This window comes from Pseudomonas sp. G5(2012) (assembly GCF_000408945.1).
Lineage (GTDB): Bacteria > Pseudomonadota > Gammaproteobacteria > Pseudomonadales > Pseudomonadaceae > Aquipseudomonas > Aquipseudomonas umsongensis.
In genome coordinates this window covers 1-15,061 of the sequence record NZ_APIO01000098.1, presented here as the reverse complement: position 1 = coordinate 15,061, position 15,061 = coordinate 1, and the positions used below count along the sequence as shown (strand labels likewise).

Sequence of the window (15,061 nt, the reverse complement as noted above, 5' to 3'; positions counted from 1 at the left end):
GTGGCCGTTACCGCAGGAATGGATATGTACTCAGTCACAAATCCCCATTGGCCGCCAGGACGCCTTCGCCGGCAAGCCTGGCTCCTACAGTAAAAGCGAAACCCTAGGTGGCCGTTACCGCAGGAATGGATATGTACACCTGAAAGAAATTGGTCGGCTGTCAGGCCGCGTTCGCGAGCAGGCTCGCTCCCACAGTAGATCGGGTACAACCGCAAGCGACTGGTCCGCTGTCAGGCCGCGTTCGCGAGCAGGCTCACTCCCACAGTAGATCGGGTACAACCGCAAGCGACTGGTCCGCCCCCCGGTGTCAGGCCGCCTTCGCGAGCAGGCTCACTCCCACAGTAGATCGGGTACAACCGCAAGCGACTGGTCCGCTGACAGGCCGCTTTCGCGAGCAGGCTCGCTCCCACAGTAGATCGGGTACAACCGCAAGCGACTGGTCGGCTGTCAGGCCGCCTTCGCGAGCAAGTCCGCTCCCACAACAGGCGTGATAATCAGGAGGGCTTGGGTGGGGCTGCATCCGACGGGGCTTTTGCCGAGCCCTGCTTTTGCGCGCGCCACGTCGCCGGAGGCATGCCGAACTGGCTGATGAACCAGCGCGTAAACGAACTCGCCATCGAGTAGCCAAGCATGTCGGCAATGCGACTGAGCGAGTAATTCGGGTTGTCCAGGTAACGCAGCACCAGGTCGCGGCGCACGTCGTTGATCACATCGTTGAAGGCACATCCATCATCCTTGAGGCGACGTTGCAGCGTGCGCACGTTCATGCCCTGGCTCTGCGCGACCTGTTCGATGGTGGCACGGCCCATCGGCAGCAGCAGGTAGATGGCCTTGCGCACTTCGAACAGCATCGAAGTGCCTTGGTGGCTTTGCAGCGAATCGAGGTAGCTCTGGGCATAGCGCGCCATGGCAGGGTCGGCGTTGGGGTTGGTCATGTCCAGGCTGGCGCCGGCGCAGACGATGCCGTTGAACTCACTGCCGAACTCCAGGGTGCAGCCGAACAGGCGGCGGTGCAGTTGAAGGTTGTCGGGGGCCTGGTGGGTGAAGTTGACGCTGTAGGGGTGCCAGTGTGAGCCGAGCAGGGCGGCGCACAGGCGGAACATCACGCCGATGGCCAGCTCGGTGGCCTGTCGACAGGGCATCGGCGATTCGGTGACCACCTCTTCGCGAATGATCACCATCTTGCCGGCCTCTTCAATAAAGATGGCCAGCGAGTCATTCATCAAGTGCCGGTAATGCACCACCACCTGCAAGGCATCGCGCAGCGTGCGCTGATGGCTGAGCAGCAGGCTGACCACGCCGAAGTCCGAGAGCTGGCGTGATTCGGCCATGCTCAAGCCGAAGGTCTGGCAGCCACTGGCGGCGGCTGAATCCTCCAGCAGGCGCACGGCGGAATCGATGGGGATGCGATGTTCCGGGGCCTGCAGCAAAGCCTTGGACAAGCCAACGCTGGCCAGCAAATCGCGTGGGTTGAACCCCAGGTATTGGGTGACCTCCAGGTAGTTGGTCAAGACGGCGGCGCGAACAAGCTTGGTCATGCGAAGGTCTTTCCTGGGCCGATTGCAATTCAATTGAGCGTGGCGACTATATCCAGCGCATCAGCAATTGCAACAGTTGTTAAGTGAGCGATTGCACCCGCCCATTGCTATCCGATTTACCACTCTTGAACCTGCCTCATCGAGGCTCACCCATTGATTACAGTGACCCGCACAGAACTTGCTGAGATTTTCGACCGGTGGTCGCACCGCGCCATCACCGAAACGTTTGTCATGAAAAGAAAAGTGCCTGACGTCCAATGAAAAGCGCCTGGGGTGGGCGCTCTTTAATGTCAGTCCTACAAAAAGCCCCTGGCGACAGAGCCAGTCGAGTCATCGAGAAAGCGTAGGTGTTGAAGTGGACAAACTGCAAACTGCCGCAACCGTTCTGATCGTACCGGGCCTGCGTGAGCACGTCGCCGAACATTGGCAGACGTTGCTTGAAGCCAGGCTGAGCAAGGTACGTAGCGTGCCGCCGCTGGAGGCCGACAAGCTCGATTGCAACAAACGCGTGCAAGCGATCCAGCATGCACTGGAACAGATCGACGGGCCGGTGATCCTGGTCGCCCATAGCGCCGGTGTCCTGATGGTCGCGCACTGGGCCGCGCAGCACAGCCGGCCGATCAAGGGCGCGCTGCTGGCCGCTCCACCTGACCTCGATGCCCCTTGGCCGTCTGGCTACCCATCGCCTGAAACCCTGCGTAGCCAGGGGTGGGACCCTCTACCCAAAGGCCCGCTGCCATTTCGCAGCCTCGTGGCCGCCAGTACCAACGACCACCTCGCCAGCCTGCAAGCCGTTACGCACCTGGCCGAAGGCTGGGGTAGCGAGCTGCTCAACCTGGGCGATGTCGGTCATCTCAATCCTGCTGCCGGGTACGGGCACTGGCCGCAAGCCGAAGCCCTGATCCTCGAGCTGGATCGCTAGTTCAGGCGCCGGTTGGCCCGCGCCATCCGGTATCCGCCCCTATCCTGAAAAACGTAAACCCCTGGAACAAGGGGTTACGCGGGGCCTGCTGCGCTTAAAACAAATACAAAAAGGCGGAGACAACGCTATGCACCACAACAAGAGTCACGGGTTCACCGCTTCACGCTACACCTTGCTGGCCTCGGCCATTCTCGCGGCAACGGTGCCGACGGCCCATGCGGTCGAGATCGAGACAGGTAGCCCGGACTGGAACGTTCGCGTGGATAACACCGTCAAGTACAACTACGGCGTACGCACCGAAAGCGCGGACAAACGTATGTTGGGCACGCCCAACAACAACGACGGCGACTACAACTTCCGTAGGTCTGGCACCAACATCACCAACCGCGTCGACCTGTTGACCGAGATGGACGTGGTCTATCAGAACCACATGGGCTTTCGCGTAAGCGCCGCCGGTTGGTACGACAAGGCCTACGAGAACACCGGTTCCAATTCCAACCCGTTCGTCAACGGCAACGGTTCGACCTCGGGCCTGATCGCCAACGACCCGCGCCTGGCCGGGGTCACCAATGACAACGTCGGCAACGGCAGCCCGCACCTGAGCAACTATGCCCAGCGTTACTACACGGGTCCGTCCGGCGAAATCCTCGACGCCTTCGTGTTCTACAGCACCGAAGTGGGCGAGGAGTCGATGCTGAGCTTCAAGGCTGGCCAGCACAACGTGTTCTGGGGCGAGACCATTCTCAATCCGGTGCATTCGATCAGCTACGGCCAGTCCGGCCTGGACCTGGCCAAGCTGGCCGCGTCGCCGGGCACCGAAGCCAAGGAGCTGTTCGTACCGCGCAATCAGCTGTCGATGTCGTTCACCGTCAACCCTGAGTTGACCCTGGCGGCCCAATACTTCCTCGACTGGGATGAAGCGCGTCTTCCAGAAGCCGGCACCTACTACGGCGGTTCCGACCTGGTCGGTTTCGGCGCGCAGTCGTTCCTGCTGGGTAACACTAATGCTGTCGTGCCTGGCAGCCCTCTGGGTTGCGGCCTGGCGCCGTGCAACGGCTTGACCAACGTGCGTCGCGGGCACGACCTGACCCCGGACAAGCGCGGCGACTGGGGCCTCATGGCCAAATGGTCACCCGCCTGGCTGGACGGCACCCTCGGCGTCTATTACCGCGAAACCTCGGAAATCCTCCCGCAAGCCTGGCTCGATGCCCGTGGCCTGAGTTCGGCCAACCCGAACGGAACCCGGCCAGCCGGCCAGGTGCCCGCGGTCATCAATACGCTCAACTCGCTGAGCACCGCCACCTATCAGATGGCCTATGCCGACAACATCAAGATCGTTGGCCTGAGCCTGTCCAAGGACGTGGGCGGGGTGAGCGTGGGCTCGGACCTGAACGTCCGGCACAACATGCCGCTGGCCAGTATTCCAGCCGTCGTCAGCACCACCAGTCCCCTGGGCCTGGGCCAGGGGCTCGGCCTGCTGCCGGCGCGCACACCCGGAACCGGCGTGATCTATGACACCCCGGAAAAGGGCGACAGCATGGCCGCCACCGGCGACACCCTGCACTGGACGGTCAACGGTCTGATGACCATGCCGAAAACGCCCGTGTTCGATTCGGCGACCCTGCTCGCCGAGTTGTACTACAGCAACTTGCTCAAGCTCGATAGCAAGAACGAAGCGCTCTACAAAGGCAAGGGCACTTACCACGGTATCGATCAGCCGACCCGTGACAACTGGGGCATCGCGGTCAACTTCACACCGACCTGGTACCAGGTGTTTCCCGGTGTCGACCTCAATGCACCGATGTCCGTCAACCTCGGTCTCGATGGCGTTTCACCGGTTTCCGGTGGCGGTGCCAAGGACACCGGTAACTACGCAGTCGGCCTCGGCGCCGTTGTGTACAACAAATACTTCGTCGACCTGAAATACGTGGACTCTTTCGGCAAGGCCGACAAGTGCAATGTCAGTGGCGTGAGTACTGGCCCGACCGGAGGTGACGGCGCTGCGCCGAATGCCTTCAGCGGCAACGAAAACTACGCCTGTTACGCCGGTGGCTATTCGTCCTTTTCCGGTGGTGGTGCCACGACTGAGGACCGTGGCGCTGTGTACCTGACGATGAAAACAACCTTTTGATGCACCACTGATTTGCTCAATGCAAGCAGGAGAATAACAAGATGAAATTCGTGAAAACCGTGTTGGCCGCTTCGCTGGCCATGGTCCTTGCCGCCCAGGTACAGGCCGCTGTTTCAACCCAGGACGCTGCCAAGCTGGGCACCAGCCTGACCCTGGTGGGCGCCGAAAAGGCCGGCAATGCCGATGGTTCGATTCCGGCCTACAACGGTGGCCTGACCACGCCGCCAGCCAGTTTCAAAGCCGGTGACAGCATGCGCCCGGACCCGTTTGCCAGTGAAAAACCGCTGCTGGTGATCGATGGCAAGAACGTCGACCAGTACAAGGGCATGCTCACCGCCACCACGGTGGAACTGGCCAAGCGCTTTCCGACTTTCCGTGTCGACGTGTTCCCGACCCACCGCACCGTTTCGCTGCCAAAAGCCATCCTCGATAACGGCGTGAAGAACGCCAGCGGCGCCAAGTCACTCGAAGGCGGGTTGGCCATCGACAACGTGCTGCCGGGCGTACCGTTCCCGATTCCGCAATCGGGCAACGAAGCAATGTGGAACTTCCTCTTGCGTTATCAGGGCGTGAGCATCAACTCCAAGTACGACTCCTGGAACGTTGACTCCGCCGGCGTGCCAAGCCTGGCCACCACCGGGCAGGCGTTCATCTCCTATCCGATCTACGAGAACCTGACGCAGCCGATCAGCAGCGCCGATGTGTACTACCAGATGAAGCTGTCCTACACCGGCCCGGCACGTCGCGCCGGCGAGGCGGTAATGCTCAAGGACGCGGCCAACCCGCTGCAGCAACCACGCCGCGCCTGGCAATACCTGCCGGGGCAGCGTCGGGTGAAGCTGGCGCCTAACCTGGCGTACGACACGCCGAACCCAGGGACTGCGGGTGCGGGCACTTATGACGATGTGTTCGTGTTCAACGGTGCGCTGGATCGCTACGACTGGAAGCTGGTGGGCAAGCAGGAAATGATCGTGCCCTACAACACCTACAAGCTGACCTACGCCCAGGATCCGAAGTCGCTGACCACCGCCAATCACCTCGCACCAGACTTCGTGCGCTGGGAAAAACACCGCGTATGGGTCGTGGAAGGCAACCTCAAGGCCGGTGCCCGGCACATCTATGCCAAGCGCCGCTTCTACCTCGACGAAGACAGCTGGAGCGCTTTGGCCTCGGATCAGTATGACGCCCGTGGCCAGCTCTATCGTGGTTCCTTCGCGTTCCTCAGCCAGAGCTATGACAAGCAGGTGCCGGACTCCACGCCTTTCATGATCTACGACCTGGTCGGTGGCTCCTACAACATCAACGGTGTAGTCGGCCCTTACGGCGGCATCAAGTACATCGATCCGCTCTCCAAGGCCCAGTGGTCGTCGGAATCCCTGGCCGGCAGCGGCATTCGCTAAGCCAACCGCAAGCAGACGCTCGCACGATCCACTGTGGGAGCGAGCCTGCTCGCGATGGACGTTAACGATGACGCGTGCTGTCTGGATGCCCGCGTCGCCCTCTGGTCCATCGCGAGCAGGCTCGCTCCCACATGACCTGCACGGCGCAAGGTTTGAACGTCAGGCACACGGCTGTGTGTCCCGGCGCGGTTTTCCGAAGAGGACGCGGTATGTGTTCGTATAAGAATTTCAAGCACGTGGCGTTTGGCCTGGCGCTCGGCCTGTTGCAGGGCGTCACCCACGCAGCCGATTACGTTGATGTGCTGGACCTGCCTGCCAGGGTCAGTGCCTTGGCCAGCAATAGCCCGCTGTCCGGCATGGCCCGCGCCGGTGAGCGCGTGATCGCCGTTGGCCAGCGCGGCCATATCCTGTTTTCCGATGACGCTGGCAAGCACTGGCAGCAGGCTGCCGTACCGGTCAGCGCCGACTTGACCGCCGTGAGTTTTTCCGGCCCCACCCAGGGCTGGGCGGTAGGCAATGACGGTGTGGTGTTGCACACGAGCGACGCTGGCGCGACCTGGAACAAGCAACTCGACGGCCGCCAGATCGGCGACTTGCTGGTCAAGCATTACACGGCGCTGGCCAGTGCCGAGCCGGGCAACGAACAGTGGCCGCTGCTGGTCGCCGAAGGTCAGCGACTGCTGGAGCAGGGTGCCGATAAACCGCTACTCGATGTGTGGTTCGCCAATGACCAAGTCGGCTATGTGGTCGGCGTGTTCAACCTGATCCTGCGCACTGACGATGGCGGCATGAGCTGGACGCCGTTGCAGGATCGCACCGACAACCCGCAAGGCTTGCACCTCAATGCCATCGCCTCCACTGGTGACAGCCTGTACATCGCCGGCGAACAAGGCCTGTTGCTCAAATGGGATGAGCAGGCTCAACGCTTCGCCGCCGTGGAGACGCCCTATCAGGGCAGCTTCTTCGGTGTCATCGGCAAGCCTGGCGAAGTGCTCGTCTACGGCTTGCGCGGCAACGTGCTGCGCAGTACCGACGGCGGGCAGAGCTGGACCCCGTTGGACACTGGGCTGCACATCAGCATTACCGCCGGCCTCGTCGATGCCCGTGGCCATTACCGGCTGTTCACCCAGGGCGGGCAGATGCTGGTCAGCCAGGGCACAGGTGCGCACATGCACCTGGTGCAGCAACCGGCACGCACCCCGGTTGCCGGTGCCACCCAGTCCGCCGACGGCGCATTGGTGGTAGCGGGCAGCCGTGGCGCCCAGGTGTTAGCCGCCGATCCAGCCCTCGAACCCTAAGAGCGAGAACCCAGACATGGGCAATATCAAACAAGACGCCATGCCGGTGATTCGCGAGCTGCGTGATTTCGACCGCCGCTCCGGCAACCTGCTCGAACGGCTGGTGTTCAACTACCGTCCGCTGTTCATGCTGCTGATGGCCTTGGCCACCGTGGTCCTGGGCTTCATGGCGGTGACCCGCCTGGAACTGCGCCCCAGCTTCGAAAAAATGATTCCGCAGAGCCAGCCGTACATCCAGAATTTCCTGGAAAACCGCCAGTCGCTGCGCGGCCTGGGCAACTCAGTGCGGGTGGTGGTCGAGAACACCCAGGGTGACATTTTCGACCCTCAGTACCTTGACGTACTCAAGCAGGTCAACGACCAGTTGTTCCTCACTGAAGGCGTCGACCGTGCGTGGATGAAGTCCTTGTGGAGCCCGGCGGTACGCTGGACTGAAGTCACCGAGCAAGGCTTCCAGGGCGGCCCGGTGATGCCTGATACCTATGAGGGCAAACCTGAGCAAATCGAACAGTTGCGCCAGAACATTTCCCGCGCCGGCATCGTCGGCAGCCTGGTCGCCAGCGACTACAAGTCGAGCATGCTCGTCGTACCGCTGCTGGACAAGTCCGCCGCAGGTGGCCAGCGCATCAACTACCATCAGTTCTCGCAGATGCTCGAAGAGCAGTTGCGCGACAAGATCGAATTCGCCGGCGACAGCGCGGCGCGTAAATCCGGGGAAGAGGGCAAGGGCCCGTACAAGGTGCGGGTGATCGGTTTCGCCAAGCTGATGGGCGACCTGATCGACGGCCTGATCCAGGTGATGATGTTCTTCGGGCTGGCCGTGGTCACCTCGCTGATCATCATCTACGCCTACACCCGTTGTGTGCGCAGCACCTTGTTGGTGGTCGGCTGCTCGCTGATCGCGGTAGTCTGGCAACTGGGCATCGTCGCCTGGCTGGGCTACGCCATCGACCCGTACTCGGTGCTGGTACCGTTCCTGATCTTCGCCATCGGTGTGTCACACGCCGCGCAGAAGATGAACGGCATCATGCAGGACATCGCCCGTGGCACCCACAAACTGATTGCCGCGCGCTACACCTTCCGCCGCCTGTTCATCGCTGGCGTCACTGCATTGCTGGCTGACGCCGTGGGCTTTGCCGTGCTGATGCTGATCGACATTCCGGTGATCCAGGACCTGGCGATCACCGCCAGCATCGGTGTCGCGGTACTGATCTTCACCTCACTGTTGCTGATGCCGGTGGCGCTGTCCTACATCGGCGTCGGCCGCAAGGCGGCCGAGCGTGCGCTGAAAATCGACAACCGTGCCGAGCACCACAAGGGCTTCGGCAAACTCTGGGACCTGCTCGATCGTTTCACCACGCGCAAGTGGGCGACGGGCGCCGTGCTGGTCGCGGTGCTGATGGGCATTGGCGGCTTCATGGTCAGCCTGCAACTGAAGATCGGCGACCTTGAAAGTGGGGCGCCGGAATTGCGCGCCGACTCGCGCTACAACCGCGACAACGCCTACATCACCAGCCACTATGCGCTGTCCAGCGACCTGTTCGCGGTGATGATCAAGACCGCGCCGGAAGGCTGCCTGAACTACAAGACCCTGATCCTCGCCGATCGCCTGGCCTGGGAGCTGCAGCAGTATCCGGGTGTGCAGGCGACGTCCTCACTGGTCAACGCGGTACGCCAGATCACCGCCGGCACCTATGAAGGCAACCCCAAGCTCAACAGCATCCAGCGCAACCAGGACGTGCTGAACTATGCCGCGCAGCAAGCCTCGGTCAACTCTCCGGAGCTGTTCAACAACAACTGCTCGCTGATGCCGGTGATTGCCTTCCTCAAGGATCACAAGGCGGAGACCCTGGATGCCGTGGTGGCGATCGCCGACAAGTTCGCCAAGGAAAACAGTACTGACGATCGCCAGTTCCTGTTGGCGGCCGGCAGTGCCGGGATCGAAGCGGCCACCAACATCGTGGTGCGCGAGGCCAACCGTACCATGCTGCTGTACGTCTACCTGGCGGTGACGCTGTTCTGCCTGATCACTTTCCGCAGCTGGCGCGCCACGCTGGTGGCGCTGCTGCCACTGGTGCTGACTTCGATCCTGTGCGAAGCGCTGATGGTGGTCATGGGCATCGGCGTGAAAGTCGCGACCTTGCCGGTGATCGCCTTGGGTGTGGGGATCGGTGTGGACTACGCACTGTATCTGCTCAGCGTGCAATTGCACTTCCAGCGCCAGGGCCTGCCGCTGTCCCAGGCGTACCGCAACGCCGTGTCGTTCACCGGCCGGGTGGTCGGGCTGGTGGGCATCACACTGGCCGCCGGCGTGGTGTGCTGGGTCTGGTCGCCGATCAAGTTCCAGGCCGACATGGGCATCCTGCTGACCTTCATGTTCCTTTGGAACATGCTCGGCGCGCTGATCCTGATTCCGGCCCTGTCGTACTTCCTGCTGCGTGAACGGGCACCGCAACCCGGTGCTGTTGCGGCAGCCGAAATCATTGAATCCACTGAACGTCCCGGCATGCCCCATGCCGTGACCACTTCCGAGTAAGTCAAGATGTCTGATTACAAAGCTCCCCTGCGCGACATGCGCTTCGTCCTCAACGAGGTCTTCCAGGTGTCCCGGCTGTGGGCCAGTTTGCCTGGCCTGGCCGACGTGATCGATGAAGAAACCGCCGCCGCCATCCTCGAAGAAGCCGGCAAGATCAGTGGCGAAGTCATCGCACCCTTGAACCGCGCCACCGACGAGCAGGGCTGTACCTGGAGCAATGGTTCGGTCACCGCGCCAGAGGGTTTTGCCGAGGCCTATCAAGCCTTCGCCGAAGGCGGTTGGGTCGGTGTCGGCGGAGATCCGCAGTACGGTGGCATGGGCATGCCCAAGGCGATTTCGGCCCAGGTCGAAGAGATGGTCAACGCGGCCAGCCTGTCGTTCGGCCTGTACCCGATGCTGACCGCCGGCGCCTGCCTGTCGATCAAGGCGCACGCCAGTGAAGAACTCAAGGAGCGTTACCTGCCGAACATGTACGCCGGCACCTGGACCGGTTCCATGTGCCTGACCGAGGCCCATGCCGGCACCGACCTGGGCATGATCCGCACTCGCGCCGAGCCCCAGGCCGATGGCAGCTACAAGGTCAGCGGCAGCAAGATTTTCATCACCGGCGGCGACCACGACCTGACCGAAAACATCATCCACCTGGTACTGGCGCGACTGCCCGATGCCCCGGCAGGCCCAAAAGGCATCTCGCTGTTCCTGGTGCCCAAGGTGCTGGTCAATGCCGACGGATCTCTGGGTGAAAACAATGCGCTGTCCTGCGGCTCCATCGAACACAAGATGGGGATCAAGGCGTCGGCCACCTGCGTGATGAACTTCGACGGCGCCACCGGCTGGATCGTCGATGCGCCGAACAAGGGGCTGGCGGCGATGTTCACCATGATGAACTACGAGCGCCTGGGCGTGGGCATCCAGGGCCTGGCGCAGGGCGAGCGTTCCTATCAGAACGCCGTCGCCTATGCTCGTGATCGCTTGCAGAGCCGTGCACCTACCGGCGCGCAGAACAAAGACAAGGCCGCCGATCCGATCATCGTCCACCCTGACGTACGGCGCATGCTGTTGACTATGAAGGCCCTGAACGAAGGTGGCCGTGCGTTCTCCAGCTACGTGGCCCTGCAACTGGACATCGCCAAATACAGCGAAGACCCGACAACCCGCACGCGTGCCCAGGAACTGGTGTCGTTGCTGACCCCGGTGGCGAAGGCATTTCTCACCGACATGGGCCTGGAAACGACCCTGCACGGGCAGATGATTTTCGGCGGCCATGGCTACATTCGCGAGTGGGGCCAGGAGCAACTGGTGCGCGACGTGCGCATCACGCAAATCTACGAAGGCACCAACGGCATCCAGTCCCTGGACCTGGCCGGGCGCAAGATTGTCGGCAGCGGCGGGGCGCTCTACCGCCTGTTTGCTTCGGAAATCCGCAACTTCACCGCCAACGCCAGCGCCGAACTTGATGAGTTCACCCAGCCGTTGAACGCCGCCGTGGACACCCTCGATGAACTGACCGCGTGGCTGCTGGATCGGGCACAGGGCAACCCAAATGAAATCGGCGCGGCCTCGGTCGAGTACCTGCACGTGTTTGGCTACACCGCGTACGCCTACATGTGGGCGCGCATGGCCAAGGCCGTCGTCAGCGGCGATGCCGAGGACGATTTCTACACCAGCAAGCTGGCCACCGCGCGTTTCTACTTCGCCCGGTTGCTGCCACGTATCCACTCGTTGAGCGCATCGGCCAAAGCCGGAAGCGACTGCCTCTACGAGCTGCAAGCCGACCAGTTCTAAAGGACAAGGAACCTTAATCATGATGGCGACAAAAATAATTCCACCCGCCGAAGGCGCCTATGCCTATCCCTTGCTGATCAAGCAATTGCTGCTGTCCGGGGTGCGCTACGAACCGGGTCGGGAAATCGTCTACGCCGACAAGCTGCGCTACAGCTACCAGACCCTCAACCAGCGCATCCGCCGCCTGGCCAATGCGTTGACTGCGGCCGGGGTCAAGGCCGGGGACACCGTGGCCCTGCTTGACTGGGACAGCCACCGCTACCTGGAATGCTTCTTCGCCGTGCCGATGATTGGCGCGGTGCTGCACACGGTGAACATTCGCCTGTCGCCGGAGCAGGTGCTGTTCACCATGAACCACGCCGAGGATGACCTGGTGCTGGTGCATGACGATTTCCTGCCGCTGGTCGAGCAGATCCAGGGGCGGCTGACCACGGTCAAAGGCTTTGTGCAGCTCACCGATGACCAGGCATCCGATACTTCATTACCCGTGCAGGGCGAGTACGAGCAGTTGCTGTCGCAGTGTTCGGACCAGTATGACTTTCCCGATTTCGACGAGAATTCGGTAGCGACGCTGTTCTACACCACCGGCACCACCGGCGACCCCAAGGGCGTGTATTTCACCCATCGCCAGTTGGTCCTGCACACCTTGAATGCCGTGGGGACATTGGGCGTCTACCAGGGGACGCCGCTGCTGCGTTCCGATGACGTGTACATGCCGATCACGCCGATGTTCCATGTGCATGCCTGGGGCGTGCCTTACGTCGCTACCCTGATGGGCATCAAGCAGGTGTACCCCGGCCGCTACGAACCCAATAGCCTGGTCCGGCTTTATCAGGAGGAGAAGGTGACGTTTTCCCACTGTGTGCCAACCATCCTGCAAATGCTCCTCACCTGTGAGCAAGGCAAGTCCGCCGATTTCAACGGCTGGAAAATGCTCCTGGGTGGCAGTGCGCTGCCCTTGGGTCTTGCCAGCGAAGCCAGTGCAAAAGGCATGGTGGTGCACGCTGGCTACGGCATGTCGGAAACCTGCCCGCTGCTGTGCCTGACTTACCTGCGCGATGAAGACCGCAAGCTATCGGCCCAGGCGCAACTGCCGACACGCATCAAGACCGGTACCCCGGTGCCGATGGTCGACCTGAAAATCATCGATGCCAGTGGCAATGACGTGGTCCATGACGGCGAGTCCCTGGGCGAGATCGTGGTGCGCGCGCCCTGGCTGACACAAGGCTACTTGAAGGAGCCGCAAAAAGGCGCCGAGCTGTGGCAGGACGGCTGGTTGCACACTGGCGACATGGCTTCCATCGACCCGTTGGGCGGTGTGGAAATCAAGGATCGCATCAAGGACGTGATCAAGACCGGCGGGGAGTGGATCAGCTCCCTGGAGCTGGAAAGCCTGATCAGCGAACACCAGGCGGTGCTGTCGGTCGCGGTGGTGGGCATTGCCGATGAGCAATGGGGAGAACGGCCCATGGCCCTGGTGGTGTGCGAGCCGGGACAGTATCTGGACCGCAAGATCCTCGAGGCGCACCTGCAAGGGTTCGTCGAGATCGGCCGGATCAATAAATGGGCGATTCCCAAGCAGTTCAAGTTCGTGGCTGAGATTCCCAAGACCAGCGTTGGCAAGATCAACAAGAAGCTGATCCGGGAACAGGCGCTGGTCTGAGCAACCGTGACGCATAACCCACTGTAGGAGCGAGCATGCTCGCGAGAAACCCGAGAGCACCGCGGGGTGTCAGGTAGCCAGCGTCATCGTTGACGACCATCGCGAGCATGCTCGCTCCTACAGGGGGCCTTCGGCACGTCCGATTTCGATGAAAATCCCCCTGGTCGTTTTTCAAAAACCATGAGGTTGCGTACCTCATTGCGACAACTCTTATCCCTCTACGGAAATTACTTTCATCTCGTTTGAAGTTCGTGCCTCGAAATGTTCTAAGAGTTTCACAAATATTTCGACGTGACCCTCTTGAGGAGTACCGCATGTTCAAACGAGCAATTCCCGCCGCCATCCTGTTGTTCGGCGGTTCGATCGGCGCACAGGCAGCAGAGCCTGGCGCACGCGGCTTTCTGGAAGACAGCAAGGCCAGCCTTTCCATGCGTACCCTGTACTTTAACAGCGATAACCGCGACGGCAGCGCAGACCCTTCCAAGACCGAAGAGGCGGCCCAGGGTTTTGTGCTGCGTTATGAGTCGGGATTCACCCAAGGCACCCTGGGGTTCGGGCTTGATGCCCAGGCGTTGCAAGGGATTACCCTGGACAGCGGCGCCGGTCGCCACGTCGGCAGCGGCATGATTCCCTCGAAGGGCGACGGTGCGGCCGATGCCTGGAGCAGCTTCGGTCCCACGGCGAAGATGCGCATCGCCAAGACCGAACTGCGTTACGGCACGTTGTTGCCGAAGCTGCCGATACTGCTGTCCAACGATGCCCGCGTGCTGCCGCAATCGTTCACCGGCGGCCAGGTCACGTCAAAAGACATCGATGGCCTGACCCTGACCGGCGGGTTGCTGGAGCACGCAGTCGGTCGTGCCTCGACCGATCGAACCGGCCTGTCGGTTGCCGGTGGTACCCGGGACAGCAACAAGTTCTATTTCGCCGGGGGCGACTACGAGGTGACCAAGGCGCTGAAGGCACAGTACTACTTCGCGCAGTTGGAAGACTTCTACAACCAGAACTTCCTCGGCCTGACACACAGCCTGGCCATCGACAGTGCAAGCGCCATCACCACGGACCTGCGCTATTTCCGCACCACCTCCAGCGGTGCCAACAGCTCCGCCGCAGGTAGAGCGCAAGGCTATCGCGTCTCGGGTTACACCGATGACAACAACGGTGAAATCGATAACGACACCTGGGCTGCCATGGTTACCTATACCAACGGCGGCCATGCCGTGGCGCTCGGTTACCAGCAAGTGGGCGATGGCAGCAACTTCGTCCAGCCCAACCAGGGCAGCCTGGTGGATAAAGGCGCGGGTGGTGGCAGCGTCTACCTGCCCACCGATCGCATGATCCAGAGCTTTGCCCGCGCCGGGGAGCAAACCCGTTTCGGTCAATACACCTATGACTTCGCACCCCTTGGAATCCCGGGCCTGAAGGCGTCAGTGGCGTATCTCAAGGGCACGGACATCAAGGCGCAAAACGCTGCAGACCAGTCTGAGTGGGAGCGTGATATGACGCTGGACTATGTGATTCAGTCGGGTTCGCTCAGGGGGCTTGCCTTCAGCGTGCGCAATGGCAAGTCGAACACCGATGCCGGGCGCAATGTTGAGCAGAATCGCTTCATCATCAACTACACCCTGTCGCTGCTGTAACGCCCGTTACGCACTCACGGCGGAATGAAACCCTTGTAGGAGCCAGGCTTGCCGGCGAAGGCGGCCTGATAGCCGACCTATTATTTGTTGTCGGAGTACATATCCATACCTGCGGTAACGGCCACCTACGGTTTCGCTCTTACAGCGA

General features: G+C 61.6%; 9 protein-coding genes and 1 pseudogene. 8 read left to right on the top strand and 2 right to left on the bottom strand.

The window, feature by feature from the left end; translation table 11 throughout:
- Positions 1-494 precede the first annotated feature (494 nt).
- Positions 495-1,538, bottom strand: a complete 1,044-nt coding sequence (locus PG5_RS25890) for an AraC family transcriptional regulator (protein ID WP_020800028.1) — start codon at positions 1,536-1,538, stop codon at positions 495-497.
- A gap of 355 nt (positions 1,539-1,893) precedes the next feature.
- Here PG5_RS25890 and PG5_RS25885 point away from each other — a divergent pair, with 355 nt between their 5' ends.
- The 7 genes from PG5_RS25885 to PG5_RS25855 all read left to right on the top strand — a co-directional run bounded on the left by PG5_RS25885 (position 1,894) and on the right by PG5_RS25855 (position 13,273).
- On the top strand, positions 1,894-2,460 hold the full coding sequence (locus PG5_RS25885) for an alpha/beta hydrolase (RefSeq protein WP_020800027.1): 567 nt from the start codon (positions 1,894-1,896) through the stop codon (positions 2,458-2,460).
- 127 nt (positions 2,461-2,587) lie between these two features.
- Positions 2,588-4,591: a DUF1302 domain-containing protein gene (locus tag PG5_RS25880; RefSeq protein ID WP_020800026.1), complete on the top strand. Its 2,004-nt coding sequence runs from the start codon at positions 2,588-2,590 to the stop codon at positions 4,589-4,591.
- A 41-nt stretch (positions 4,592-4,632) separates the two neighbouring features.
- On the top strand, positions 4,633-5,991 hold the full coding sequence (locus PG5_RS25875; protein ID WP_020800025.1) for a DUF1329 domain-containing protein: 1,359 nt from the start codon (positions 4,633-4,635) through the stop codon (positions 5,989-5,991).
- 209 nt (positions 5,992-6,200) lie between these two features.
- Positions 6,201-7,289, top strand: a complete 1,089-nt coding sequence (locus PG5_RS25870; RefSeq protein ID WP_020800024.1) for a YCF48-related protein — start codon at positions 6,201-6,203, stop codon at positions 7,287-7,289.
- A 16-nt stretch (positions 7,290-7,305) separates the two neighbouring features.
- Entirely contained in the window at positions 7,306-9,825 is a 2,520-nt protein-coding gene (locus PG5_RS25865; protein ID WP_020800023.1) for an RND family transporter, read from the top strand.
- Positions 9,826-9,831: 6 nt separating this feature from the next.
- Positions 9,832-11,610: an acyl-CoA dehydrogenase C-terminal domain-containing protein gene (locus PG5_RS25860; protein WP_020800022.1), complete on the top strand. Its 1,779-nt coding sequence runs from the start codon at positions 9,832-9,834 to the stop codon at positions 11,608-11,610.
- A gap of 19 nt (positions 11,611-11,629) precedes the next feature.
- On the top strand, positions 11,630-13,273 hold the full coding sequence (locus PG5_RS25855) for a fatty acid--CoA ligase (protein WP_020800021.1): 1,644 nt from the start codon (positions 11,630-11,632) through the stop codon (positions 13,271-13,273).
- A gap of 19 nt (positions 13,274-13,292) precedes the next feature.
- Here PG5_RS25855 and PG5_RS35455 read toward each other — a convergent pair.
- Positions 13,293-13,382 (bottom strand): annotated as a pseudogene (locus PG5_RS35455) (outer membrane lipoprotein carrier protein LolA); the annotation flags it as partial.
- A gap of 205 nt (positions 13,383-13,587) precedes the next feature.
- Between PG5_RS35455 and PG5_RS25850 the strand changes: the two are divergent.
- The gene (locus PG5_RS25850; protein ID WP_020800020.1) at positions 13,588-14,913 is read left to right on the top strand and encodes an OprD family porin; all 1,326 of its coding nucleotides are present in this window, start codon (positions 13,588-13,590) and stop codon (positions 14,911-14,913) included.
- Positions 14,914-15,061: the final 148 nt, after the last annotated feature.

What these genes read in the sequence shown, in the direction of transcription:
- PG5_RS25890 (WP_020800028.1), bottom strand. Translation starts at nt 1,538, where the DNA reads ATGACCAAGCTTGTTCGCGCCGCCGTCTTGACCAACTACCTGGAGGTC.
- PG5_RS25880 (WP_020800026.1), top strand. Translation starts at nt 2,588, where the DNA reads ATGCACCACAACAAGAGTCACGGGTTCACCGCTTCACGCTACACCTTG.
- PG5_RS25875 (WP_020800025.1), top strand. Translation starts at nt 4,633, where the DNA reads ATGAAATTCGTGAAAACCGTGTTGGCCGCTTCGCTGGCCATGGTCCTT.
- PG5_RS25870 (WP_020800024.1), top strand. Translation starts at nt 6,201, where the DNA reads ATGTGTTCGTATAAGAATTTCAAGCACGTGGCGTTTGGCCTGGCGCTC.
- PG5_RS25865 (WP_020800023.1), top strand. Translation starts at nt 7,306, where the DNA reads ATGGGCAATATCAAACAAGACGCCATGCCGGTGATTCGCGAGCTGCGT.
- PG5_RS25860 (WP_020800022.1), top strand. Translation starts at nt 9,832, where the DNA reads ATGTCTGATTACAAAGCTCCCCTGCGCGACATGCGCTTCGTCCTCAAC.
- PG5_RS25855 (WP_020800021.1), top strand. Translation starts at nt 11,630, where the DNA reads ATGATGGCGACAAAAATAATTCCACCCGCCGAAGGCGCCTATGCCTAT.
- PG5_RS25850 (WP_020800020.1), top strand. Translation starts at nt 13,588, where the DNA reads ATGTTCAAACGAGCAATTCCCGCCGCCATCCTGTTGTTCGGCGGTTCG.